The 22,397-nt window shown below is 61.6% G+C and carries 26 protein-coding genes; 18 read left to right on the forward strand and 8 right to left on the reverse strand.

Going from position 1 to position 22,397, the window contains the following annotated elements:
- Window positions 1–344: 344 nt before the first annotated feature.
- Window positions 345–1,553, forward strand: coding sequence for an ammonium transporter (locus AC1RAC_RS12690; protein ID WP_034127164.1), 1,209 nt, complete (start codon window positions 345–347; stop codon window positions 1,551–1,553).
- Here the strand turns inward: AC1RAC_RS12690 and AC1RAC_RS12695 are convergent.
- A complete protein-coding gene (locus AC1RAC_RS12695; RefSeq protein ID WP_034127165.1) occupies window positions 1,540–3,276 on the reverse strand; it encodes a cation:proton antiporter in 1,737 nt (578 codons plus the stop codon). The two genes, AC1RAC_RS12690 and AC1RAC_RS12695, sit on opposite strands and share 14 nt — an antisense overlap.
- Before the next feature lie 238 nt (window positions 3,277–3,514).
- Here AC1RAC_RS12695 and AC1RAC_RS12700 point away from each other — a divergent pair, with 238 nt between their 5' ends.
- From AC1RAC_RS12700 to AC1RAC_RS12710, 3 genes are all read left to right on the forward strand, one after another.
- Window positions 3,515–3,751 carry a glutaredoxin family protein gene (locus tag AC1RAC_RS12700; protein ID WP_034127166.1) on the forward strand — a complete coding sequence of 79 codons (237 nt, stop codon included), beginning with the start codon at window positions 3,515–3,517 and terminating at the stop codon, window positions 3,749–3,751.
- A 74-nt stretch (window positions 3,752–3,825) separates the two neighbouring features.
- The gene (locus tag AC1RAC_RS12705; RefSeq protein WP_003189932.1) at window positions 3,826–4,161 is read left to right on the forward strand and encodes a hypothetical protein; all 336 of its coding nucleotides are present in this window, start codon (window positions 3,826–3,828) and stop codon (window positions 4,159–4,161) included.
- Window positions 4,162–4,230: 69 nt separating this feature from the next.
- Complete coding sequence (locus tag AC1RAC_RS12710) at window positions 4,231–5,121, forward strand: pseudouridine synthase (RefSeq protein WP_054920131.1); 891 nt, start codon at window positions 4,231–4,233, stop codon at window positions 5,119–5,121.
- 55 nt (window positions 5,122–5,176) lie between these two features.
- Here AC1RAC_RS12710 and AC1RAC_RS12715 read toward each other — a convergent pair whose 3' ends face one another.
- Both AC1RAC_RS12715 and mobA read right to left on the reverse strand, forming a co-directional pair.
- The gene (locus AC1RAC_RS12715) at window positions 5,177–5,398 is read right to left on the reverse strand and encodes a YgdI/YgdR family lipoprotein (RefSeq protein WP_003189935.1); all 222 of its coding nucleotides are present in this window, start codon (window positions 5,396–5,398) and stop codon (window positions 5,177–5,179) included.
- 79 nt (window positions 5,399–5,477) lie between these two features.
- Entirely contained in the window at window positions 5,478–6,080 is a 603-nt protein-coding gene (gene mobA / locus AC1RAC_RS12720; protein ID WP_057976736.1) for a molybdenum cofactor guanylyltransferase MobA, read from the reverse strand.
- Window positions 6,081–6,156: 76 nt separating this feature from the next.
- Between mobA and moaB the strand changes: the two genes are divergently transcribed.
- Together moaB and AC1RAC_RS12730 are read left to right on the forward strand one after the other, a co-directional pair.
- The gene (moaB, locus tag AC1RAC_RS12725) at window positions 6,157–6,696 is read left to right on the forward strand and encodes a molybdenum cofactor biosynthesis protein B (RefSeq protein WP_034127168.1); all 540 of its coding nucleotides are present in this window, start codon (window positions 6,157–6,159) and stop codon (window positions 6,694–6,696) included.
- Window positions 6,680–7,906 carry a molybdopterin molybdotransferase MoeA gene (locus tag AC1RAC_RS12730; protein WP_057976687.1) on the forward strand — a complete coding sequence of 409 codons (1,227 nt, stop codon included), beginning with the start codon at window positions 6,680–6,682 and terminating at the stop codon, window positions 7,904–7,906. The genes moaB and AC1RAC_RS12730 overlap by 17 nt, the downstream gene beginning before the upstream one ends.
- A gap of 315 nt (window positions 7,907–8,221) precedes the next feature.
- Here AC1RAC_RS12730 and AC1RAC_RS12735 read toward each other — a convergent pair whose 3' ends face one another.
- Both AC1RAC_RS12735 and fliK read right to left on the reverse strand, forming a co-directional pair.
- Window positions 8,222–8,551: an EscU/YscU/HrcU family type III secretion system export apparatus switch protein gene (locus tag AC1RAC_RS12735; RefSeq protein ID WP_054899079.1), complete on the reverse strand. Its 330-nt coding sequence runs from the start codon at window positions 8,549–8,551 to the stop codon at window positions 8,222–8,224.
- Entirely contained in the window at window positions 8,548–10,125 is a 1,578-nt protein-coding gene (gene fliK / locus AC1RAC_RS12740) for a flagellar hook-length control protein FliK (protein WP_492616630.1), read from the reverse strand. Before fliK ends, AC1RAC_RS12735 begins: the two co-directional genes overlap by 4 nt.
- Before the next feature lie 200 nt (window positions 10,126–10,325).
- Between fliK and ccmA the strand changes: the two genes are divergently transcribed.
- From ccmA to AC1RAC_RS12800, 12 genes are all read left to right on the forward strand, one after another.
- Window positions 10,326–10,961: a cytochrome c biogenesis heme-transporting ATPase CcmA gene (gene ccmA, locus AC1RAC_RS12745; protein WP_034127172.1), complete on the forward strand. Its 636-nt coding sequence runs from the start codon at window positions 10,326–10,328 to the stop codon at window positions 10,959–10,961.
- Complete coding sequence (gene ccmB, locus AC1RAC_RS12750; protein ID WP_014717701.1) at window positions 10,958–11,626, forward strand: heme exporter protein CcmB; 669 nt, start codon at window positions 10,958–10,960, stop codon at window positions 11,624–11,626. The genes ccmA and ccmB overlap by 4 nt, the downstream gene beginning before the upstream one ends.
- 87 nt (window positions 11,627–11,713) lie before the next feature.
- Window positions 11,714–12,469 (forward strand): heme ABC transporter permease, encoded by a 756-nt coding sequence (locus AC1RAC_RS12755; protein WP_096142955.1) that lies wholly within the window; start codon window positions 11,714–11,716, stop codon window positions 12,467–12,469.
- Window positions 12,466–12,642, forward strand: a complete 177-nt coding sequence (gene ccmD / locus AC1RAC_RS12760; protein ID WP_034127174.1) for a heme exporter protein CcmD — start codon at window positions 12,466–12,468, stop codon at window positions 12,640–12,642. The genes AC1RAC_RS12755 and ccmD overlap by 4 nt, the downstream gene beginning before the upstream one ends.
- Window positions 12,639–13,097 (forward strand): cytochrome c maturation protein CcmE, encoded by a 459-nt coding sequence (gene ccmE / locus AC1RAC_RS12765; protein WP_014717703.1) that lies wholly within the window; start codon window positions 12,639–12,641, stop codon window positions 13,095–13,097. Before ccmD ends, ccmE begins: the two co-directional genes overlap by 4 nt.
- 3 nt (window positions 13,098–13,100) lie before the next feature.
- Entirely contained in the window at window positions 13,101–15,089 is a 1,989-nt protein-coding gene (locus AC1RAC_RS12770; RefSeq protein ID WP_032892675.1) for a heme lyase CcmF/NrfE family subunit, read from the forward strand.
- Window positions 15,086–15,622 (forward strand): DsbE family thiol:disulfide interchange protein, encoded by a 537-nt coding sequence (locus AC1RAC_RS12775; RefSeq protein WP_057976695.1) that lies wholly within the window; start codon window positions 15,086–15,088, stop codon window positions 15,620–15,622. Before AC1RAC_RS12770 ends, AC1RAC_RS12775 begins: the two co-directional genes overlap by 4 nt.
- Entirely contained in the window at window positions 15,619–16,092 is a 474-nt protein-coding gene (locus tag AC1RAC_RS12780) for a cytochrome c-type biogenesis protein (protein ID WP_020301388.1), read from the forward strand. Before AC1RAC_RS12775 ends, AC1RAC_RS12780 begins: the two co-directional genes overlap by 4 nt.
- Complete coding sequence (gene ccmI, locus AC1RAC_RS12785) at window positions 16,085–17,275, forward strand: c-type cytochrome biogenesis protein CcmI (RefSeq protein WP_054920117.1); 1,191 nt, start codon at window positions 16,085–16,087, stop codon at window positions 17,273–17,275. Before AC1RAC_RS12780 ends, ccmI begins: the two co-directional genes overlap by 8 nt.
- 16 nt (window positions 17,276–17,291) lie before the next feature.
- The gene (locus AC1RAC_RS12790) at window positions 17,292–17,699 is read left to right on the forward strand and encodes a lipoprotein (RefSeq protein ID WP_034127179.1); all 408 of its coding nucleotides are present in this window, start codon (window positions 17,292–17,294) and stop codon (window positions 17,697–17,699) included.
- A 439-nt stretch (window positions 17,700–18,138) separates the two neighbouring features.
- The gene (gene phnN, locus AC1RAC_RS12795) at window positions 18,139–18,711 is read left to right on the forward strand and encodes a phosphonate metabolism protein/1,5-bisphosphokinase (PRPP-forming) PhnN (protein WP_089042701.1); all 573 of its coding nucleotides are present in this window, start codon (window positions 18,139–18,141) and stop codon (window positions 18,709–18,711) included.
- A gap of 64 nt (window positions 18,712–18,775) precedes the next feature.
- Window positions 18,776–18,916: a M10 family metallopeptidase C-terminal domain-containing protein gene (locus tag AC1RAC_RS12800; RefSeq protein WP_089042702.1), complete on the forward strand. Its 141-nt coding sequence runs from the start codon at window positions 18,776–18,778 to the stop codon at window positions 18,914–18,916.
- A gap of 87 nt (window positions 18,917–19,003) precedes the next feature.
- On the opposite strand, the gene AC1RAC_RS12805 is transcribed toward AC1RAC_RS12800, so the two are convergent.
- From AC1RAC_RS12805 to AC1RAC_RS12815, 3 genes are all read right to left on the reverse strand, one after another.
- On the reverse strand, window positions 19,004–20,209 hold the full coding sequence (locus AC1RAC_RS12805) for an MFS transporter (protein ID WP_054898370.1): 1,206 nt from the start codon (window positions 20,207–20,209) through the stop codon (window positions 19,004–19,006).
- A gap of 251 nt (window positions 20,210–20,460) precedes the next feature.
- Window positions 20,461–21,462 (reverse strand): sulfate ABC transporter substrate-binding protein, encoded by a 1,002-nt coding sequence (locus AC1RAC_RS12810; protein WP_034127182.1) that lies wholly within the window; start codon window positions 21,460–21,462, stop codon window positions 20,461–20,463.
- 93 nt (window positions 21,463–21,555) lie between these two features.
- Window positions 21,556–22,380 (reverse strand): ion transporter, encoded by an 825-nt coding sequence (locus AC1RAC_RS12815; RefSeq protein ID WP_014717713.1) that lies wholly within the window; start codon window positions 22,378–22,380, stop codon window positions 21,556–21,558.
- Window positions 22,381–22,397 lie beyond the last annotated feature (17 nt).

Here is a 22,397-nt window from a genome sequence, read left to right on the forward strand (position 1 = left end):
GTTATCTCCGTGGGTAGCTGATCTGTACGTGTGGTTTCGAGTCGCGGCGTTCGCTGAAGGTTCATTGCAATTGTGTGGTACAGCTTTTGCTTTGCCTTGGTGCGCAGGCCTTGGAGCCTGCGCTGAATCCGGGCGGTCGAGGTGAAAACCTTGGAAAACCTTACCCTAAATCACTTAATTTCGCGGAAAAACCCTTTCGGCAACGGCCTGTTGTGTTGATCGCTGCGCTAAAGCGGTTCACGCCCTCTGAAGAAAGGCGGAGCCGGCGGTGCCAATTTAGTGCGCTTAACCCTGGCTTGAACCGCTTTGGTGCTTTTTGCCTTGATGCAGGCCTGCCAACCTCCATGGAAAACTTGCAAAGCGCGGTGGACACCCTCGTCCACAGCTCCAATACCTTGTTCATTCTGATTGGCGCGGTCATGGTGCTGGCCATGCACGCCGGCTTTGCCTTCCTTGAAGTTGGCACGGTACGGCAGAAGAACCAAGTCAACGCCTTGTCGAAAATCCTCAGTGATTTCGCGATTTCAACGCTGGCCTATTTCTTTATAGGCTATTGGATCTCCTACGGGGTGAGCTTCCTGCAACCGGCCGCGGTGATCAGCGCCGATCATGGCTACGGCCTGGTGAAGTTTTTCTTCCTGCTGACGTTTGCCGCGGCGATTCCGGCAATTATTTCCGGCGGGATTGCCGAGCGTGCGAAGTTTGCCCCGCAACTGTGTGCCACCGCGCTGATCGTGGCGTTTATCTACCCGTTCTTCGAAGGCCTGGTATGGAACGGCAACCTTGGCCTGCAAGCATGGCTGCTCGCAACCTTTGGCGCCAGCTTCCACGACTTTGCCGGTTCCGTGGTTGTTCACGCCATGGGCGGCTGGCTGGCGCTGGCGGCGGTGTTGCTGCTGGGCCCGCGCAATGGGCGTTATCGTGAAGGGCGCCTGGTGGCGTTTGCGCCGTCGAGCATTCCTTTCCTGGCGCTGGGCTCGTGGATTCTGATCGTGGGCTGGTTCGGCTTTAACGTGATGAGCGCGCAAACCCTCAATGGCGTCAGTGGTCTGGTGGCCGTCAATTCGCTGATGGCCATGGTCGGCGGCACCGTGGCTGCCCTGGTAATTGGCCGTAATGATCCCGGTTTTCTGCACAACGGTCCGTTGGCCGGGTTGGTGGCAATCTGCGCCGGTTCCGACCTGATGCATCCGGTGGGCGCGCTGGTCACGGGCGTGGTCGCTGGCGGCTTGTTCGTGTGGTGCTTTATCGCTGCCCAGGTGCGCTGGAAGATCGACGACGTGCTGGGCGTGTGGCCGTTGCATGGCTTGTGTGGCGTGTGGGGCGGCATTGCCTGCGGCATCTTCGGGCAGGCTGCCCTGGGTGGACTGGGCGGCGTGAGCCTGATCAGCCAGTTGATCGGCACCGGGCTGGGCGTGGCGGTAGCATTTGGCGGCGGCTTGCTGGTGTACGGCGTGATCAAGCGCGTGCAAGGGCTGCGCTTGAGCCAGGAACAGGAGTATTACGGTGCGGACCTGTCGATCCACAAGATCGGCGCGGTCAGTCAGGACTGATCGGCGCGTCTTCGTCAGTGTGTGGCGGTGGGTAGAAACCGTGCAGCAGGCGATAGTGGTTGCGCCGTACTTCATTCACTCGCGCCTGCACCTGTTGGTCCGGCAGGCCCAGCAGGATCAGGGCGTGGGAGGCGAGCATCAGGCTCGACTCCAGCAACTCGGGCACCACCTCGCTGGCGCCCGCGGCCTTGAGTTCAGCCAACTGGCTGTCATCGCGTGTGCGCACCAGGATCGGCACGTCTGGGTTGATCTGCCGCGCCTCCTTGAGCACCACCAGGGCGACATCGCTGTTGTCCACCGCGATCACCGCCAACCGCGCCCGTTCCAGGCCGACGGCGCTGAGCAATGCACCACGGCGGCAGTCGCCGTAATGCACACTGCTGTCCTCGGTGGCGGCTTCCTGCACCCGTTCGGGGTCATCATCCAGGGCGATAAAAGCCTGTTGTTCGCGGCGCATAAAGCGCCCGATGGACTGGCCTACCCGGCCATACCCGCAAATCACCACGTGTCCGTGCAATTGAGCGTTGAGCGCGGTGATGTGTTCCAGTTGCACTTGCTGGTTGGGCTTGCGATGCAGGCGCAGCGCGATGGCCGGTGCCGCACGTAACAGCAGCGGTGTCAGCAGCATCGAGCAGAAGGTGGCAGCCAGTAGCAGGCCGTTGAACTCATCGGGAATCAACCGGCTCTGCTGCATCTGCGCCATCAGCGCAAAACAGAACTCGCCGCCCTGGGCCAGCGCCAGACCGCTGCGCCAGGCTGTTTCGGTGTCACTGTTACGCCACTTGACCAGCGCCGCGACGACGCTGCCTTTGACCAGCATCAGCGTGAGCGTCAGGCCGAGGATCAACAGGCTGTGGCTGACGAACAACTGCAGATCGATGAGCATGCCGATGCTGACAAAAAACAGCCCCAGCAGGATGTCGCGAAACGGGCGGATATCGGCTTCGATCTGGTGTCGGTAATGACTTTCCCCCAGCAGCATGCCGGCCAGGAATGCACCGAGGGCAGGGGACAGGCCCAGCAGGTGGGTGAGCCAGGCGGTGAGCAAGACAATCACCAGCGCCAGCAGCACAAACAGTTCCGCCGAATGAGACGCGGCGACTTCACGGAACAGGCGTGGCAGCAACCAGCGGCTGGCGAACAACAGGCCCACGAACAGCACCACGGTCTTGCCCAAGGTCAGCGGCAGCGCCCAGTACCAGGCTTGGTCGCTGCTGCCGGCAAATACCGGTACCAATGTCAGCAGCAACACCGCTACGACATCCTGGAACAGCAACACGCCGATCGCATTCTGCCCATGACTGCTGAAGACTTCACCCAGGCTGGTCAACTCCTTGCTGACAATGGCGGTGGACGATAACGCCAGCCCTGCGCCCAGTAACAACGCGACGCCAGGTGCGAGGCCAAAGCTCATCAATAACGCGCCCAGCAATGCCCCGCACCCCAGCACTTGCAGGCTGCCCAGGCCAAATACCACGCTGCGCAGCGCCAACATTCTCGACAGGGAAAACTCAAGCCCCAGGGAAAACAGCAGGAACACCACACCCATCTCGGCCAGGTCCGGCAGGTCTTCGTTGTCATTGACCCAGTCCAGCGCGGTGGGGCCCACTGCCAGGCCTACGCACAGGTAGCCCAGCACGGGCGGCAGCTGCAGCCGGCGAAACAGTGCAATCACCACCAGGGATGAGGCCAGAATAATCAGCAGGTTGGCGAACACAGGCATCTCCGTTGCGGGGCGAGCGGCAAAAAGCCGCAAGAATCGCTGAATCAGTTATAGGCCATGGTGATCTGGATCAGGCTTTTTGCACCGTAGGAGCGAGCTTGCTCGCGAAAAACGTCAACGATAACGCGGGGTTCCTGAGTGAACGCGGCGCGCGGGAGTTTTTCGCGAGCAAGCTCGCTCCTACAGGGGCTTGTTGGGATTAGAATGGACGTTCGTTTCTTGTTCGAGTCTTTTCATCATGCTTCCTGAATGCCAGCTGTTCGGCACCCTGGGTTGCCATCTGTGTGAGATTGCCGAAGCCGAAGTCATGCCGCTCGTCGAGCACGGGTTGTTGGTGGAGTTGGTGGATATCGCCGATCCGGAGGACCTGACAGACGTCTACGGCCTGCGGATTCCGGTGCTTCGCCGCACGGACACCGGGGCGGAACTGGACTGGCCGTTCGACACCGCGCAGGTGGTTACCTTCCTGCGCTGAGATTTATGCGATGGCGGCTTTCCAAATATTAAGTTACTGTATATTCGTACAGCGATTGAATAGAGGGAACGCCCGTGGTGAATGTTGAACAACTTAAAAGCAGCGTCAATCGCATGTCCGCCGATGTGGTGCGTGACGCGGTGAACGAACTGCGCCTCGATGGCCTGGTCACGGAAGGCAAGACGCCGTTTAACAAAGTGCATTTCAACACCTGCTTCGCGGAAATCGAGGCGCTGTTCCAGCGCGCCGGTTATCACAAGCAGCTGGATGTGGTGGGTTATCAGGGCTTGCTCTACGCGTTGTATGACCCGGGTCGTTGGGAAGCGGTGGACGTGCTGCGCTGGCTCAAGGAATTCACCGAGGCGGCAAGCGCCTCGCCAGTGCTGCGAGCTCAACTGGCCAAGGCCTGAGATAGGCCCTAGGCAATCGCGCGCCATGGGCGATAATGCCCGCCTGTTTTCCAGGCTTTGAGCGTCGGCATGTCCACTTCCGTTTTTTCCCCCTCCCAGCACCAAGCCAGCACCCTGTACTTGCCGCCGGGCTCCTGGGTGACGGTGCTCGATTGCCTGTGCGCACACTTTCCGGCCATCGGCCGCGAACAATGGTTGGACCGCATTGCCCGCGGCCGGGTGCTGGATGTCAATGGCAGCCCGATCAGCCTGGGCCTGGGCTACAAGGAAGGCTTGTGCATCTATTACTTTCGCGAAGTGCCCAACGAGAAAGTGATTCCGGTGCTGGAAAACATCCTGTACGCGGATGAGCACCTGGTGGTGGCGGACAAACCGCATTTCCTGCCAGTGACACCCGCTGGCGAGTACGTCGAGCACACCTTGTTGCGACGCTTGATCCGGCGCCTGGACAATCCCGCCCTGGTGCCCCTGCATCGCATCGACCGACATACGGCGGGGTTGGTGCTGTTCTCCGCCAACCCGCACAGCCGTTCGGCCTATCAGCAATTGTTTCCCACGCGACGTATCGACAAATTCTATGAAGCCATCGCTCCGGCCTTGCCGCACCTCAGCTTCCCGTTGGTGCACAAAAGCCGTTTGGTGGATGGCGAACCTTTCTTTCGCATGCAGGAAGGGCCGGGTGCCAGCAACACCGAGACGGCGGTAGAGGTGCGCGAGAAAAACGCTGATCTATGGCGCTACGGCCTGTTCCCGGTGACCGGCAAGAAGCACCAGCTGCGCGTGCATATGACGGCGCTCGGGGCGAGCATCTGTAATGACCCGTTCTACCCCGAAGTGATCAAGGATGCCGAGGACGATTACGCCAAGCCACTCAAGCTACTGGCCCAGGGCGTGCGCTTTATCGACCCGGTAAGCGGTGAACAACGCAGCTTTCGCAGCCAGATCACCCTGGACTGGTAAACCCCAGGAACAGCAAGGCCCGCGCTAGGCGGGCCTTGTGTGCAAGCGCTGAGGCTTACAGGTCTTTAACGGTGCGAACCTGATCTTTATTGATACGGGTGTGCTTGCCGTCCAGTTGTTCGAATTCGTAGAAGCCCGAATCTTCATCGTACTTCGGGGTGTCGACGGCCTGGATTTCGCGACCGTCATTCAGGGTGATCACTGTTGGCGAAGCGCAACCGGCGAGGGTGGCGAGGCCCAGTGCAAGCATGAGAGCGGCGATGGTCCGTTGAGTCATGAGTTTGTCTCCGAGAGAATACTTTTAAATTGCTGACCTTGTGACGTACGGGACGCCGGCAAAGTTCCTTGTGCAGGGTTCATTCTGACATGCCAGCCCCGGGGTGCAACAGCTCGGGCGTATTAAGATTGGCCAGGCGCGGGTCATCGGCCGGACATTCCAGCGCCACGGCACCCAGTTGCAGCCACAGCTTGCGCGGGCTGCGCTCCCCCGCTTGCCACGCCTGTTCCACCTGGTTTTTCAGGCGAGTGGGGATGACGCACAGCAAGGGTTCCCAGAAGTCACCCTGGCGCACCATCACCGGTAGCTGCCGATTGCGTCGTGCGGTCGCACGTAGGTCGGCGAGCAGTCGCGCATCGATCTGCGGCACATCGCAAGGCAATATCAGCAGATGCTCATGGCGTGCGGCGAAGAGTCCTGCACGGATACCTGCCAGCGGGCCGGGGAAGCCCGGGTTGTCATCGCTCACCTGTTGGTCGGCATAGAGCGCGTAGCGTTCATGGTTGCGGTTGCACGAGATGATCAGGTCATCGGTGAGCGGCCGGGCCAACTGGTGCAGGTGGGCGATCAAGGGCTGACCTTGCCATTCCAGCAGCCCTTTGTCCTGCCCGCCCATGCGTTGGCCGCGACCACCGGCCAGCAACAGGATCGAACACGGCAGGGAAGAAAATTCAAACGTCATGGTGGTTGCGCTGCGGCAGGGAAACAGGGGCCTGTGATATAACATCGGGCTGTTCCTTCGACAACCGGACCGTGCCATGAAAGCCAAGGCCGATGCGCCCTTTGTACCCCTGAATATTGCTGTATTGACGGTCAGCGACACCCGCACCCTGGAGACCGACACCTCCGGCCAGGTCTTCGTCGATCGTCTTGCCGCCGCCGGCCACCGCCTGGCCGAGCGCGTGCTGCTCAAGGACGACCTTTACAAGATTCGCGCCCAGGTGGCCCACTGGATCGCCGAAGACGTGGTGCAGGTGGTGCTGATTACCGGCGGCACCGGCTTCACCGGTCGCGACAGTACCCCTGAAGCAGTGAGCTGCCTGCTCGACAAGCAGGTCGATGGTTTTGGCGAGCTGTTCCGCCAGATCTCCGTGGCCGATATCGGCACCTCCACCGTGCAATCGCGCGCCTTGGCGGGGTTGGCCAATGGCACTCTTGTGTGCTGCCTGCCAGGGTCCACCAATGCGGTGCGCACCGGTTGGGACGGCATCCTCGCCGAGCAGTTGGATAACCGTCACCGCCCATGCAACTTCGTTCCGCATCTGAAGCTGGCCGAACCTTGTGAATCCCGTGGATAAGCCCGGCAAGACCGGCGCCCTGATGCCGGTGGAAGCAGCCCTGCAGCGTTTGCTCGACATGGCCGCCGCCGCGCCGATCCGCGAGCAGGAAGTACTGCCTCTGGCTGAGTGTGATGGCCGGGTATTGGCCCTGGACCTGATCTCCACACTCGACCTGCCACCGTGGCCCAACAGTGCCATGGACGGCTACGCCGTGCGCCTGGCGGACTGGACCGGCGAGCCCTTGGTGGTGAGCCAGCGGATTTTCGCCGGCACTGCCCCTGAACCCTTGGCGGCCGGCACCTGTGCACGCATCTTTACCGGCGCGCCGGTGCCCCAAGGCGCTGACTGCGTGCAGATGCAGGAAAACGCCGTGGTGCATACCGACCAGCGCGTGAGTTTCACCGAGCCATTGCAGATGGGCGACAACATCCGGCCTCAGGGCCAAGAGACCACGGTCGGTGAGACCGTACTCAGTGCCGGCACCCGCCTGGGCCCTATCGAACTCGGTTTGGCCGCGTCTCTTGGACGTGATCGACTCGAGGTGGTGCGGCGCGTACGCGTGGCCGTGTTGTCGACCGGCGACGAACTGATCGAGCCAGGGTTGCCGCTCGGCCCTGGGCAGATCTACAACAGCAACCGTCGCGTGCTGTGCAGCTGGCTGGTGCGCATGGGCTGCGAAGTGATCGATGCCGGGATTCTACCGGATGATCTGGAACAGACCCGCGCGCGCCTGGCGGGGCTGGGCAGCGTTGACCTGATCCTCTCGACCGGCGGTGTGTCGGTGGGCGAAGCGGACTTCCTCGGCATTGCCTTGCGGGAAGAGGGTGAACTGGCGCTGTGGAAGCTGGCGATCAAACCGGGCAAGCCGCTGACCTTCGGGCATTTTCGTGGCGTGCCGGTGATCGGCCTGCCGGGAAACCCGGCCTCGACCCTGGTGACTTTTGCGCTGCTGGCGCGCCCGTATCTGCTGCGCCGTCAAGGGGTGCAGGAGGTGCAGCCGCTGCGCTTCGAAGTGCCGGCAGGGTTCGTCTGGCCCAAGCCCGGCAACCGCCGCGAGTACCTGCGCGGGCGGATCGAACAGGGCAAGGCGATCATCTACCGCAACCAAAGCTCCGGGGTGCTGCGCAGTGCGGCGTGGGCTGAAGGCTTTGTGGAGGTGCTGGAAGGGACCACGCTGGCCATCGGCGACCGGGTCAACTTCATTCCTTTGAGCGAAGTCCTTAACTGACCGCGCGCTAAAAATGTGGGAGCTGGTTGGCCTGCGATAGCCATAGGTATTTACACAACCTCTGAACGACGCAAAACCTGTGGCGAGGGAGCTCGCTCCCGTGACGACCGACCAGCCGACGCTTATTTACCTGCCGCCCCGCGCTCCCACATTTGGATCGTGGTGCGTCAGGGAGATTTGCGTCGGTTGGTAGGCCGTCACGGGAGCAAGCTCCCTCGCCACAGATCCAGCGTCGCGCCGAAGTTGTGTAGGTACCGATGGCTATCGCAGCCAAGCCGGCTCCCACATTTGGATGTGTATGTGCCCTATGAGCAATCAGTAATCGTCACCCTGCTCAGTGACATCCCGCTCCACCGGCCCCGCCTCCGGGTCGTAGCCGGCCGGGAACTTGCCCTTCAACGTCCAGGCAAACGCAATGATCTCGGCAATCGTGCGGTACAACTCTTCCGGAATGCTGTCCCCCAGTTCCATGCGCGCCAGCAGCTTCACCAACTCGGCGTTTTCATAGATCGGTACTTCATTCTCCCGTGCCAGCTTGAGGATGGCTTCGGCCAGGGCATCATCGCCTTTGGCTGTCAGAGTAGGGGCCTGTTGGCCGTCGTACTTGAGGGCGATGGCCTGGCGGGGCGGGTCGGCGTTTCTCATGCGGTTTCATCCACCCAGCGTTGCTCCAGTCCGGTTTTTGGCCCGCGTGGCGGGGTGCCTAGGTGGCAATCCAGGTCGCCGACGTTGAGCCCGGATGAGACCAGGCGCTCACGCAGGCTGCCCAAGTGGCTTTCGATCAGGCTGGCCGTGAAAGGGCGGCTGGCCCATAGCTGGCTGGACAGTTTGCCTTGAGACAGCTGCGCCTGAACTTGCAACGGCCCCAGCGGCTCCATGTCAAAGGCCAGTTCGACGCGCCAAAGCATTTGTTTCGGATCTTTTTTATCCTTGCGCTCGGGCTGGTCCTTGTCTGGCGCGGGCTCCTCGCGTTGGAATTTGACCTGCAGCGGCACGATGTCTTGCAGAGTGCGCATCGGGATCTCTAACTGCCAGGTCGTTTGCAGGCGGCCGTCGGCGGTGGTGCCGGTCTGTTCCAGGCTCGACAGTTGATGGCTCTGCAAGCGCGAGATCGCCCCGGCGGCCAGGCGTAGCAGGCTTTCCAGGTCGCCTTCACCTTCCAGTTTTGCCATGAGCCGCTCGGGCAGCGGGAAGCCGGCGGGTATCTGCCGGGCGCCGACCTGGCCGAGGGTGTTCAGCGGGCTGCGCACAAAGTGCGGCAACACCTGGGCCAGGGTATTGGCGGCGAGGATCGCATTCAGGTTGGTGCTGGCGGGCAGGGCGGGCAGCAGGTCTGCGACCAGGCGTAACAGCGCGCCTTTCATGTCCAACGGTGGGATTTGCGGGTTCTGGCCGGCGAGCAGTTTGGCTTCCAGAAAGGCGCCGCTGTTCTGCACCACCTGGGCCAGCACCTTGGGATTGCTGACCTGTGCCAGATCGGGCAAGGCCGCCAACAATCGCTCGGCGGCGGCCCGCAGCTCGGCCGATGTGCTGTCGCCACGGGGCAGGTTTTGCAAGGCGGTGAACACCGCATCCAGCGAGCCTTGGCGACTTTGCTGAGTGGCAAGTTGCTGCGTCACGGCCAGTTGGTCCTTCAGGCCGCTTAGCGGTACGAAGTTCAGGGTCTGCGCGTTCTGCACCACAGCACTGAGCAAGCTGCCCACCCTTAGCGGTTGAGGGCTTTCCAAGGTCAGGGTGGCACCGGCCAGGGCGTTATTGAGCACACTCACCAGCGAGCGATAGATCGCCGGTTGCGCCGTGCCCTGGGGCAGCATCTGCGTGGTCAGCACCTTGGCTTGCAACAACGTACCCACCGGCATCTGGTGGGTGTCGAGGCGAGTGAGAGCGGCCACGTTGGCACTCATGGCTTGCTGCAAGGTAAGGGCCAGGTTGCCCGCAGGCGTCTGGCTCACCGCCACATTGCTGCCTAGAGGCAAGGGCTGGGCACTGCTGGCCTGCACCAGCGCCTGGCGACCGCCTTCGAGGGTCAGTTTGAGCAGTAACTGAAAGGCCTCGCCGCCTTGTTTAAGCGCGATGACCTCAGCGTTCACGGTTTTCCCCGGGTCGATCAACCCGGCCTGCGGCTCCAGCAGTTTGAGCAATGCGCCGGCCCCAGGCAGCGGAGTGGGCCCGGGTGCGGAGGTTGGCGGCAGTGGAGGAAGGTTGATCTCGCCGGTCATCGTGCGCATCGTCTCTGGGGAAATTGCCCTCTTTAGAGTAGGGCATCGCATGTATAATGCCGCCCGTCTGCAAAGAGAGCGGTAAAAACCTCACAACTATTTGATCCAGCTCTCTAAAATCGGTCGCCAAAGCCGTTATTGTGCATCTCTCTATAACGGCCGCTGCACCGCCGACTTGAACCGTAAAGGCCCGCGATCTTTTGACCAGCCCTCTTCTTGAAGCCGTAGCGCTTGCCTGTGAACGCGACCTGCGCCTGCTGTTCGAGCAACTCGACCTGCGGCTGACGGGTGGGGACATGGTGCAAATCAGTGGCCCCAATGGCAGCGGCAAGACCAGCCTGCTGCGCCTGCTGGCCGGGCTGATGCAGCCGACGGCCGGCGTGGTGCATCTCAACGGCAAGCCCTTGAACGAACAGCGTAGCGAGCTGGCGCGCAACCTGATCTGGATCGGCCACGCCGCCGGCATCAAAGACGTACTCACTGCTGAAGAAAACCTCAGTTGGCTCAGCGCCCTGCATCATCCTGCTTCCCGTGACGCCATCTGGCAGGCCCTGGCCGCCGTGGGCCTCAAGGGCTTTGAGGACGTTCCCTGCCACACCCTGTCCGCAGGCCAGCAGCGCCGCGTGGCCTTGGCCCGCTTGTACTTGCCCGGCCCGCCGTTGTGGATTCTCGACGAACCTTTCACCGCCCTCGACAAACAAGGCGTGGTTCAACTCGAAGCACACCTGGCCCAGCACTGCGAGCAAGGCGGCCTGGTGGTGCTCACCACCCACCACACCTTGGCGCGTATGCCTGCTGGCTACCGTGAGCTGGACCTGGGGCGGTGGTCGCTATGAGTGTGTTCGCCCTGTTGGTCGCCCGCGAAGCCCGGCTGTTGTGCCGTCGCCCCGCCGAACTGGCCAACCCGCTGGTGTTCTTTGCCATCGTGATCGCGCTGTTCCCGCTGGCGGTTGGTCCGGAGACTAAACTGTTGCAAACCTTGTCCCCAGGACTGGTGTGGGTCGCCGCGCTTTTATCGGTTCTGCTCTCGCTGGACGGGCTGTTTCGCAGTGATTTCGAGGACGGTTCCCTGGAGCAGTGGGTCCTTTCGTCGCACCCGTTGCCACTTCTGGTACTGGCCAAGGTGCTGGCACACTGGGTTTTTTCCGGCTTGGCGCTAGTCTTGCTCTCGCCACTGCTTGCCATGATGCTTGGGTTGCCCGTTGAATGCCTGCCGGTGCTGCTCCTGTCTTTGTTACTCGGCACGCCGGTGCTCAGCCTGTTGGGGGCGGTGGGCGCAGCGTTGACGGTCGGCTTGAAGCGTGGCGGGCTGTTGCTGGCCCTGTTGATTCTGCCTTTGTATATCCCGGTGTTGATCCTGGGCAGTGGCGCGTTGCAAGCCGCGCTCATGGGTATGCCGGCGACCGGTTACCTCTTGTGGCTGGGTAGCCTGACCGCCCTGGCGGTAACCCTGACACCTTTTGCTATAGCCGCCGGCCTGAAAATCAGCGTCGGTGAATAATGAGGTCTGACCCGGCGTCAATGACGCTGAGTCAGTAAAGACCCTGAGCTTTTCGCCACGACGAAAAGCACCGTGATGGAAACAGCAATGAACTGGACCTGGTTTCACAAGCTCGGCTCGCCCAAATGGTTTTATGGCATCAGTGGCAAGCTGCTGCCGTGGTTGAGTATCGCCGCCATCCTGCTGATCGGCACTGGCCTGGTCTGGGGCCTGGCCTTTGCGCCGCCGGACTATCAGCAAGGCAACAGCTTTCGCATCATCTATATCCACGTACCTGCGGCGATGCTGGCCCAGTCCTGCTATGTGATGCTGGCGGTGTGTGGCATCGTCGGCCTGGTATGGAAGATGAAGCTGGCCGACGTGGCCCTGCAATGCGCCGCGCCGATCGGTGCATGGATGACCGCCGTGGCACTGGTGACCGGTGCGATCTGGGGCAAACCGACCTGGGGCTCGTGGTGGGTGTGGGATGCGCGCCTGACCTCGATGCTGATCCTGCTGTTCCTGTATTTCGGCCTGATTGCCCTGGGCAACGCCATCAGCAACCGTGACAGCGCCGCCAAGGCTTGCGCGGTGCTGGCGATTGTCGGCGTGATCAACATCCCGATCATCAAGTACTCGGTGGAGTGGTGGAACACCCTGCACCAAGGCGCCACCTTCACCCTCACCGAAAAACCGGCGATGCCCGTGGAGATGTGGGCGCCGTTGCTGTTGATGGTGCTGGGCTTCTACTGTTTCTTCGGCGCCGTATTGCTGCTGCGCATGCGCCTTGAAGTGCTCAAGCGTGAAGCCCGTACCAGTTGGGTGAAAGTCGAAGTGCAAAATTGCCTGGGAGCACGTGGATGAGTTTTGCTTCTTTCAGCGATTTTCTCGCCATGGGCCACCACGCCCTGTATGTCTGGACGGCCTATGGCATCTGCCTGGCGGTGCTGGCCCTCAACGTCGCCGCGCCGATCCTGGCCCGCAAGCGTTACCTGCAACAAGAGGCGCGACGTCTGCGCCGGGAGACCGAAAAGTGAATCCGCTGCGTAGAAAGCGTCTGTTGATCATCCTTGCCATCCTGGCCGGCGTCGGCATTGCCGTGACCCTGGCCCTGAGCGCCCTGCAGCAGAACATCAACCTGTTCTACACGCCCACCCAGATCGCCAATGGCGAGGCACCGGTCGATACGCGCATCCGCGCTGGCGGCATGGTAGAGCAGGGCTCGTTGAAGCGTTCCGGCGATTCGTTGGACGTGACCTTCGTCGTCACCGATTTCAACAAGGCTGTGACCATCACCTATCGCGGCATCCTCCCGGACCTGTTCCGGGAAGGCCAGGGCATTGTCGCCCTGGGCAAGCTCAACGCCGATGGCGTGGTAGTGGCTGACGAAGTGCTGGCCAAGCACGATGAAAAATACATGCCGCCCGAGGTCACCAAAGCCTTGAAAGACAGCGGCCAAACCGCTCCCGCCACCCCAGTCAAGGAGGGCTGAGCCATGACGTCCGCACTGTTTATTCCGGAGCTGGGCCAGTTGGCGATGATCCTCGCGCTGTGCTTTGCCGTGGTCCAGGCCGTGGTGCCCTTGCTCGGTGCCTGGCGCGGCGACCGCCTGTGGATGAGCCTGGCGCAGCCGGCCGCCTGGGGCCAGTTTGCGTTCTTGCTGTTCGCCTTTGGGTGCCTGACCTACGCCTTCATGACCGACGATTTCTCGGTTGCCTACGTTGCCAACAACTCCAACAGCGCTTTGCCCTGGTACTACAAGTTCAGCGCCGTGTGGGGTGCCCACGAAGGTTCATTGCTGTTGTGGGCCTTGATCCTCGGCGGCTGGACCTTCGCCGTCTCGGTGTTCTCGCGCCAATTGCCGCAAGTGATGCTGGCGAGGGTGCTGGCGGTGATGGGCATGATCAGCATCGGCTTCCTGCTGTTCCTGATCATGACCTCCAACCCGTTCACCCGCATCCTGCCGCAGATCCCGGTGGACGGTCACGACCTCAACCCGTTGCTGCAGGATATCGGCCTGATCGTGCACCCGCCGATGCTCTACATGGGTTATGTGGGGTTCTCCGTGGCCTTCGCGTTTGCCATCGCCGCCTTGCTCGGCGGGCGTCTCGACGCCGCCTGGGCGCGCTGGTCACGGCCATGGACCATCGTTGCCTGGGCCTTCCTCGGTATCGGTATCACCCTGGGCTCATGGTGGGCCTACTACGAACTCGGCTGGGGCGGCTGGTGGTTCTGGGACCCAGTGGAAAACGCCTCCTTCATGCCGTGGCTGGTGGGTACCGCGCTGATTCACTCCCTGGCCGTCACCGAAAAACGTGGCGTGTTCAAGAGCTGGACGGTACTGCTCGCCATCGCGGCGTTTTCCCTCAGCCTGCTCGGCACTTTCCTGGTGCGCTCGGGCGTGCTGACCTCGGTGCATGCGTTTGCCTCAGACCCTGAGCGCGGCGTGTTCATCCTGATCTTCCTGCTGTTTGTCGTCGGCGGCTCGCTCACCCTGTTTGCCCTGCGCGCACCGGTGGTCAAGAGCCAGGTCGGTTTCAACCTGTGGTCGCGGGAAACCCTGTTGTTGGGCAATAACCTGGTGCTGGTGGTAGCCGCGTCGATGATCCTGCTCGGCACCCTCTACCCGCTGGTGCTGGACGCCTTGAGCGGCGCCAAGCTGTCCGTGGGGCCGCCGTACTTCAATGCGTTGTTCATCCCGCTGATGGGCCTGTTGATGGTGGTGATGGCGGTCGGCGTGCTGGTGCGCTGGAAAGACACCCCGGTGAAATGGCTGGCGGGCATGCTGATGCCGGTGCTGCTCGGCAGCGTGGCCCTGGCGGTGATCGCCGGGTTTGCCTACGGCGACTTCAATTGGGCGGTACTCGCGACGTTCCTGCTGGCAGCCTGGGTGTTGCTCGCGGGGGCGCGGGACATCGTCGACAAAACGCGCCACAAGGGTTTGCTCAAGGGCCTGCCCACCCTGACCCGCAGCTATTGGGGCATGCAGATCGCCCACATTGGTATCGCGGTGTGCGCCCTTGGGGTAGTGCTGTCCAGCCAGAACAGCGCCGAGCGCGACCTGCGCCTGGCGCCGGGCGAGTCCATGGACCTGGCCGGTTACCACTTCATCTTCGAAGGTGCCAAGCACTTCGAAGGGCCGAACTTCACTTCCGACAAAGGCACGGTGCGCGTAGTGCGCAATGGCAAGGAAATCGCCGTGCTGCACCCGGAGAAACGCCTGTACACCGTGCAGAGTTCGATGATGACCGAGGCTGGTATCGACGCCGGTTTCACCCGTGACCTGTATGTGGCCCTCGGTGAACCCTTGGGCGACGGGGCCTGGGCCGTGCGCGTGCATGTCAAACCCTTCGTGCGCTGGATCTGGTTCGGCGGTTTGCTCACCGGGTTCGGCGGGTTGCTCGCAGCGCTGGACCGGCGCTATCGGGTCAAGGTCAAGAGCCGGGTGCGTGAAGCGCTTGGCCTTTCGGGAGCTGCGGTATGAAGCGTTGGTTGATGGTTGTGCCGCTGGCGTTGTTCCTGCTGGTGGCGGTGTTCCTGTATCGCGGGTTGTACCTGGACCCTGCCGAGCTGCCTTCGGCGATGATTGGCAAGCCGTTCCCCGCCTTCAACCTGCCAACGGTGCAGGGTGACAAGACCCTGACCCAGGCAGACTTGCAGGGCAAGCCGGCGCTGGTCAACGTGTGGGCCACCTGGTGCATCTCTTGCCGCGTCGAACACCCGGTGCTGAACAAGCTGGCCGAGAAGGGTGTGGTGATCTACGGCATCAACTACAAGGACGACAATGCGTCGGCCTTGAAGTGGTTGGCGGAATTTCATAACCCGTACCAGCTGGATATCCGCGACGAAGACGGCAACCTGGGATTGAACCTGGGTGTGTACGGCGCGCCGGAAACTTTCTTCATCGACGCCAAAGGTGTGATCCGCGACAAGTACGTCGGTGTGATCGACGAAACGGTGTGGCGTGAGCAACTGGCCGCCAAGTACCAGGCCCTGGTCGATGAGGCCAAGCCATGAAGCGTTGGTTGACCGCTGCCGTTTTAGCCCTGGGCCTGGCCGGCGTGGCCCACGCCGCCATCGACACCTATGAATTCGCCAACGACGCGCAGCGTGAGCGTTTCCGCGACCTGACCAAGGAACTGCGCTGCCCCAAATGCCAGAACCAGGACATCGCCGACTCCAACGCCCCGATCGCCACCGACCTGCGCAGAGAGATTTTCCGCATGCTGGGGGAGGGCAAGGACGACCAGCAGATCATCGACTTCATGGTCGACCGCTACGGTGATTTCGTACGCTACAAACCGGCACTCACCGGCAAGACCGCGCTGCTGTGGTTTGGCCCGGCCGGGCTGCTGCTGGCCGGTGTGGTGGTAATGGCCGTGATCGTGCGTCGGCGCCGTGTCGCACCGATTGATGGCGCCGATGCGCTGTCCCCTGAAGAGCGTAAACGCCTCGACCAATTGCTGGACACCAAGACTGATGATTGATTTCTGGCTCGCAGCCGGTTTGCTGCTACTGATTGCCCTGAGTTTCCTGTTGATCCCTGTGTTGCGTGGCCGTCGTGCCCAGCGTGAAGAGGATCGCACCGCGTTGAACGTGGCGCTGTACCAGGAACGCGTCGCCGAGCTGCAAGCGCAGCAGGACGAAGGTGTGTTGAATACCGCGCAGCTCGACACCGGCCGCGCCGAAGCGGCCCGTGAGTTGCTGGCCGACACTGAAGGTGTGGAAAAGCCCCGCGAATCGCGGTTAGGCAAACCGCTGCCGTTTTTGGCGGCGTTTCTGGTGCCTGTGCTGGGCGTTGCGCTGTACCTGCATTATGGCGCGAGCGACAAGGTTGAACTGACCCGTGAGTTTTCCCAACCGCCGGTGTCCATGGCCGACATGACCCGCCGCCTGGAACGCGCCGCCGCTGCACAACCGGATTCGGCAGAAGGTTTGTACTTCCTTGGGCGCGCCTATATGGCCCAAGACCGTGCCGGCGATGCCGCCAAAGTCTTTGAACGTACGGTTGCGTTGGCCGGGCGCCAACCGGAACTGCTCGGGCAATGGGCCCAGGCGCAGTACTTTGCTGACAACAAACAATGGTCGCCTCAGGTTCAGGCGCTGACCGACGAAGCCTTGAAGCTCGATCCCAAGGAAGTCACCAGTCTTGGCCTGTTGGGTATCGCTGCCTTTGAGGGCCAGCGTTATCAGGAAGCCATCGACTACTGGAACCGCCTGCTCGCGCAACTGCCGCCAGAAGACAATTCCCGTGTCGCCCTGCAAGGCGGGATTGATCGCGCGGCAGAGAAGCTCAAGGAGAGCGGTGGCAGCGTCGCCCAGGCGCCCAAGGCGCTACTGACCGTGCGGGTGGACTTATCTGCCGAAGTGAAGGCCAACGTCCTGCCAGGCGACAGCGTGTTCATCTTTGCCCGCGCCGTAAACGGCCCCCCGGCGCCCTTGGCTGCCAAGCGTGTGACCGTCGACGCATTGCCGGTCACCGTCGAACTGGGCGATGCCGACGCGATGATGCCGCAGTTGAAACTGTCCAACTTCCCCGAAGTCCAACTGGTTGCGCGCATATCCCGGGCCGGCCAACCGACCACTGGCGAATGGATCGGCCGCAGCCAACCGTTGGCCAGCAGCACCACTGCGTTGCAGCAACTGACCATCGACACTCCGGACCAGTAATTCTGAGGACACACCCATGACCGCATTTGCACGCATCACCTTGCTCAGCCTGGTACTCGGCCTGAGCGCCTGTGCGGTCCACCGCCCACCTCCGGCGCCGACCGGCCCGACTATTCCACCGTCTGGCCCCTCGACCCAGCCGAACACCAAGCCCAGCACCAAACCTTCCGGCCCGGTGACGCCACCGGCCAAACCCCTGCCAAGCAAGTCGCCGACCTTTGCCCCACCGCCGGGCGCCGCCAGCCACTGGGACGGCAAGATGCAGGTGTACGTGCTCGACGATCAGCCTGACACCTTCTACCGCCAGCGCACTTACTACCGTTGGAGCAACGGCTGGAGCCGCTCCATCAGCCCCAACGGGCCATGGGAAGAGACCAACGTGCAAGGCGTGCCGCCGGGGTTGAGCAAGCAGTACGCGCAATGACAAAAGGCGGCCTGAGGGTTAATGCCAGTCAGTTAAGACAGAATCGGTAACTGTGGCGAGGGAGCTTGCTCCCGCTGGGGCGCGAAGCGGCCCCAAAAATGGGACTGCTACGCAGTCCAGCGGGAGCAAGCTCCCTCGCCACAAGTCACTGGTTGTCTGCTCTAGCTCTTAACTGACTGGCATTAGGCCTGAGGGTCGCCTTTTTCATGGCTTTCAAACGCACTGTGTAGATCACGGTAGGGCCAAGCAATTAAAGCCCGACGCATGCGCCGAATGCGCAGTGCGCTGTAGTGATGTGGCTATCGCTGGCCTGGCGTGGGAAGGATTGCTAGGTATACTTTCCTACGACTATTACGACGTGGCCGCCCGGGTGCAAACCAGGCGCTGCGCAGTGGTCCCGGGGATGCACCTGTCTGGGGACAAGCGAAGAGGGTTTTTAATGGCAGGCAGGTTGATCTATCTCATCGGGCCATCGGGTTCGGGCAAAGACAGTCTGCTGGATGCCGCACGCCCACGTCTGGTTGAGCGTGGGTGCCGCATGGTGCGACGGGTGATCACTCGGTCCGCGGAGGCGGTGGGCGAAGCGGCGCAAGGTGTGAGCCCCGAGCAGTTTGCGGCCATGGAGGCCGAGGGCGCATTTGCCTTGAGCTGGCAGGCTAATGGCTTGTCCTACGGCATCCCCAGGGAAATCGACGGTTGGCTGGCCGCGGGGGACGACGTTCTGGTCAACGGTTCCCGTGCGCACCTGGCGCAAACCCGTGAGCGTTATCCGACCTTGCTGGTATTGCTGCTGACGGTGGACCAAGCGGTGCTGCGCCAGCGTCTGATTGCGCGTGGGCGGGAGTCATTGGCGGATATCGAGGAGCGCCTCGCGCGCAATGCGCGGTTCACTGCCGAATTGATTGCCGGTCATGGCGCGGGGTTGTTCGTATTGGATAATTCCGGCCCGTTGGCGCATACCGTCGAACGCTTGCTGTGTTGCCTGGAGCACGGGCACAGCGTGAACACCTGACCCAGTAGTGCATGGGTAATGCCAGCGCCCAGATAAAACCCGGAGACGGAGCTCATATTTCTCAATACGCACCCATGCCGACTTGTTGGTGGACTTCAATACGGAGAAAGACAAGATCGACCTGTCGCAAATGGCACGCGACGGCAAGGTAGCGCTGAACTTCGTTGAGCACTATACAGGGGCGGCAGGGGGCGCGATTGTTTGACGCAACGCGGGGCGGGACTTACTCAATGATTGATTAAGTCCCGCCCCGTTGTGCGTTGTGAAACGTTTTTATGCGCCGAAGGCCCCGTCAGGACGCTTGGGCAGTGGCCAACGCGGCTTTACGTGACGCACTCAGGAAGCGCAACAAGGCCACTAGCGCAAATGCGCTGCCCACCAGCATGACGGCCAACCAGCCGCCATGTTCATACACGCTGCTGGCAATCGCCGAACCGAACGCACCGCCGATAAAAATGCTGGTCATGTACAGCGCGTTCAGGCGGCTGCGGCTGTTGGCATCGAGGGCGTAGATGGCGCGCTGGCCGAGGACCATATTCATCTGCACGCAGAAGTCCAGAACCACACCGGTGACTGCCAGGCCGATCACGCTGTAGAGCGGGTGTACCAACGCCGGGAGGAAACTCAGCGCGCCAAACAGCATCGCCAGCAACGAGGCGCGGTGGGTATGGCCGGCATCGGCCAGGCGACCGGCCATGGGCGCGGCGATGGCGCCAAGGGCACCGACCAGGGCAAACAGTGCGATTTCGCTTTGGCTCAGGCCGTGGTTACGCGCCAGTTCCAGTGGTACGGCAGTCCAGAACAGGCTGAAGGCGGCGAACATGCAACCCTGGTAGAACGCCCGCTGGCGCAACAGCGGTTGCTCACGCAACAGGGTGCCCAGGGAGCGCAGCAACTGGCCGTAGCTGGCACTGTGATCGGGCTGGCGCTTGGGGATTGTCAGCATCAGCACCACGCTGATAAACGCCATCAGTGCGGCGGCCGCCATGAACATCGCACGCCAACCGAAGTGGTCGGCCACCACGCTCGACACCGGCCGTGCCAGCAGGATGCCCAGCAGCAGGCCGCCCATGATGCTGCCGACCACCCGGCCCCGGGATTCGGCCGGCGCCAGGTGTGCGGCCAGCGGAATCAGGATCTGCACCGAGACGGAACTGAAACCGATCAGCAGCGACACCAGCAAGAACAGGTTCGGCTGTTCGATAAACGCCGCACCCAACAGGCTGGCGATCGCCACGACGGTGGTGGTGATCATCAGCTTGCGGTTTTCCAGCAGGTCGCCCAGAGGCACCAGGAAAAACAGGCCCAGGGCATAGCCGATTTGCGTGAGGGACACGATCAGGCTGGCCATTGCCGGCGTCAGGCCAATGTCTGGGGCAATCAGCTCGATGATCGGTTGCGCGTAGTAGATGTTGGCGACGATGGCGCCGCAGCAAAACGCGAACAGCATGACCATGCCCCGGGTCATGGTGCCTGCAGCGTGAGAGGTTGCGTTCATGGTGTACTCATAAAGGCGAAGGACGATGGCGTGAGAGAGTAAAGACAAGGCTCTCAAGTGAGTAGGCTGCTTGTGGTGATATCACTTATGCCGGCTGATGATACATTCAGACACATCTGCCCTACGCAAAAAAGTGGGAGCTGGCTTGCCTGCGATGGCGGTGCACCAGTCACCAGAAATATGACTGATAGATCGCTTTCGCAGGCAAGCCAGCTCCCACAGGTTTGACCGAGTTGATTCAGTCAGATGGGTTATTGGCCAGAGTAGATCTGGTCAAACACCCCGCCATCATTGAAATGGGTCTTTTGCACTGTGCGCCAGTCGCCGAAGGTCTTCTCCACCGACAGGAAGTCCACCTTGGGGAACCGGTCGGTGTACTTTGCCAGCACCTTCGGGTCCCGTGGGCGCAGGTAGTTGTTGGCCGCAATTTCCTGGCCTTCGGGCGACCACAGATACTTGAGGTAGTCCTCGGCCACGGCACGGCTGCCTTTTTTCTCGACCACTTTATCCACCACCGACACCGGCGGTTCGGCTTCGGCGGAAACGCTTGGATAGACCACTTCGAACTGATCACGGCCAAACTCGCGGGCGATCATTTCTGCTTCGTTTTCAAAGGTCACCAGCACGTCGCCAATCTGGTTGGTCATGAAGGTGGTGGTGGCGGCGCGGCCACCGGTGTCCAGCACTGGCGCTTGCTTGAACAACTTGCCAACGAAGGTCTTGGCCTTTTCTTCATCGCCGCCGTTCTTCAGCACGTAACCCCAGGCCGACAGATAGGTGTAGCGGCCGTTACCCGAGGTCTTAGGGTTGGGCACGATTACCTGCACGCCGTCCTTGAGCAGGTCGGGCCAGTCTTTCAACGCCTTGGGGTTACCTTTGCGCACAATAAACACCGTGGCTGAGGTGAATGGCGCACTGTTGTTCGGCAAGCGTGTCACCCAGTTGTCCGGCACCAGCTTGCCGTTGTCGACCAGGGCATTGATATCGGTAGCCATGTTCATGGTGATCACGTCGGCGGGCAGGCCGTCGATCACTGAGCGCGCTTGTTTGCTGGAGCCACCGAAGGACATCTGCAGCGTCAGCTTGTCGTCCGGATGCTCGGCTGCCCAGTGCTTCTGGAAAGCGGCGTTGTAGTCCTTGTAGAAGTCGCGCATCACGTCGTAGGAGACGTTGAGCAGGGTGGTCGCTGCCTGGGCGGAGCCCGCCAAGGCCAGGCCGGCGGCCAGTAGAGAGGCGCTGAGGATTTTTTTCACTGCTCATTCCTTGTTGTTCGAGAAGAGGGAGGCAATTTGCCAGCGACTATAGCCGGGCCTGCATAGAGCTTTAAAGATTAAAACGAACTTTGCTTATTCCAGTTTGCGAAACAGATTGCTGCCACAGCGCGCGCAAAACGCGGCGTTGGGTTCATGGCTGTCCTTCTTGCACACTGGGCAGTCGGTATGCAGCTGTTCGCCGCGCATGGCACTGGCCAGTTCAGCGGTAAAAATACCCGTCGGCACGGCGATGATCGAGTAACCGGTGATCATCACCAGCGAAGAAATCACCTGGCCCAGGGGCGTCTTGGGCACGATATCGCCGAAGCCCACGGTGGTCAGGGTGACGATCGCCCAGTAGATGCCCTTGGGGATACTGGTAAAGCCATGTTCCGGGCCTTCGATCACGTACATCAAGGTGCCGAACACCGTCACCAGGGTGCACACGCTGACCAGGAACACCACGATCTTCTGCTTGCTGCCGCGCAGCGCCGCCATCAGGTAGTTGGCCTGCTTGAGATACGGGCTGAGCTTGAGCACGCGGAAGATGCGCAGCATCCGGATGATGCGGATGATCAGCAGATACTGGGCGTCGCTGTAGTACAGCGCGAGGATGCCGGGGACGATGGCGAGCAGGTCCACCAAGCCATAAAAGCTGAAGGCATAGCGCAGCGGCTTGGGCGAGCAATACAGGCGCAGGCCGTACTCGATGGCGAAGATCAGCGTGAAGCCCCACTCGATATAGGCCAGCACGTCGGCGTAGTTCTGATGGATTGTGTCGATGCTGTCGAGCATCACGATCACCAGGCTGGCGAGGATGATCAGCAGCAGGATGCCGTCAAAGCGCCGCCCGGCGACGGTGTCGCTTTGGAACACCATGATGTAGAGGCGCTGGCGCCAGTCGTTGTTGCTGTCCATAAACCCTGCCTGAAACG

Source organism: Pseudomonas sp. GW823-FHT02F05 (assembly GCF_058797315.1).

Bases quoted from the DNA above. Each gene is read 5' to 3' on its own strand.
- AC1RAC_RS12770 (WP_032892675.1), top strand. From the start codon at position 13,101: ATGACGTCCGCACTGTTTATTCCGGAGCTGGGCCAGTTGGCGATGATC.
- AC1RAC_RS12775 (WP_057976695.1), top strand. From the start codon at position 15,086: ATGAAGCGTTGGTTGATGGTTGTGCCGCTGGCGTTGTTCCTGCTGGTG.
- ccmD (WP_034127174.1), top strand. From the start codon at position 12,466: ATGAGTTTTGCTTCTTTCAGCGATTTTCTCGCCATGGGCCACCACGCC.
- phnN (WP_089042701.1), top strand. From the start codon at position 18,139: ATGGCAGGCAGGTTGATCTATCTCATCGGGCCATCGGGTTCGGGCAAA.
- AC1RAC_RS12710 (WP_054920131.1), top strand. From the start codon at position 4,231: ATGTCCACTTCCGTTTTTTCCCCCTCCCAGCACCAAGCCAGCACCCTG.
- AC1RAC_RS12735 (WP_054899079.1), bottom strand. From the start codon at position 8,551: ATGAGAAACGCCGACCCGCCCCGCCAGGCCATCGCCCTCAAGTACGAC.
- AC1RAC_RS12805 (WP_054898370.1), bottom strand. From the start codon at position 20,209: ATGAACGCAACCTCTCACGCTGCAGGCACCATGACCCGGGGCATGGTC.
- AC1RAC_RS12690 (WP_034127164.1), top strand. From the start codon at position 345: ATGGAAAACTTGCAAAGCGCGGTGGACACCCTCGTCCACAGCTCCAAT.
- AC1RAC_RS12780 (WP_020301388.1), top strand. From the start codon at position 15,619: ATGAAGCGTTGGTTGACCGCTGCCGTTTTAGCCCTGGGCCTGGCCGGC.
- AC1RAC_RS12815 (WP_014717713.1), bottom strand. From the start codon at position 22,380: ATGGACAGCAACAACGACTGGCGCCAGCGCCTCTACATCATGGTGTTC.
- moaB (WP_034127168.1), top strand. From the start codon at position 6,157: ATGAAAGCCAAGGCCGATGCGCCCTTTGTACCCCTGAATATTGCTGTA.
- AC1RAC_RS12755 (WP_096142955.1), top strand. From the start codon at position 11,714: ATGAACTGGACCTGGTTTCACAAGCTCGGCTCGCCCAAATGGTTTTAT.
- fliK (WP_492616630.1), bottom strand. From the start codon at position 10,125: ATGACCGGCGAGATCAACCTTCCTCCACTGCCGCCAACCTCCGCACCC.
- AC1RAC_RS12790 (WP_034127179.1), top strand. From the start codon at position 17,292: ATGACCGCATTTGCACGCATCACCTTGCTCAGCCTGGTACTCGGCCTG.
- AC1RAC_RS12715 (WP_003189935.1), bottom strand. From the start codon at position 5,398: ATGACTCAACGGACCATCGCCGCTCTCATGCTTGCACTGGGCCTCGCC.
- AC1RAC_RS12700 (WP_034127166.1), top strand. From the start codon at position 3,515: ATGCTTCCTGAATGCCAGCTGTTCGGCACCCTGGGTTGCCATCTGTGT.
- ccmB (WP_014717701.1), top strand. From the start codon at position 10,958: ATGAGTGTGTTCGCCCTGTTGGTCGCCCGCGAAGCCCGGCTGTTGTGC.
- ccmI (WP_054920117.1), top strand. From the start codon at position 16,085: ATGATTGATTTCTGGCTCGCAGCCGGTTTGCTGCTACTGATTGCCCTG.
- AC1RAC_RS12695 (WP_034127165.1), bottom strand. From the start codon at position 3,276: ATGCCTGTGTTCGCCAACCTGCTGATTATTCTGGCCTCATCCCTGGTG.
- mobA (WP_057976736.1), bottom strand. From the start codon at position 6,080: ATGACGTTTGAATTTTCTTCCCTGCCGTGTTCGATCCTGTTGCTGGCC.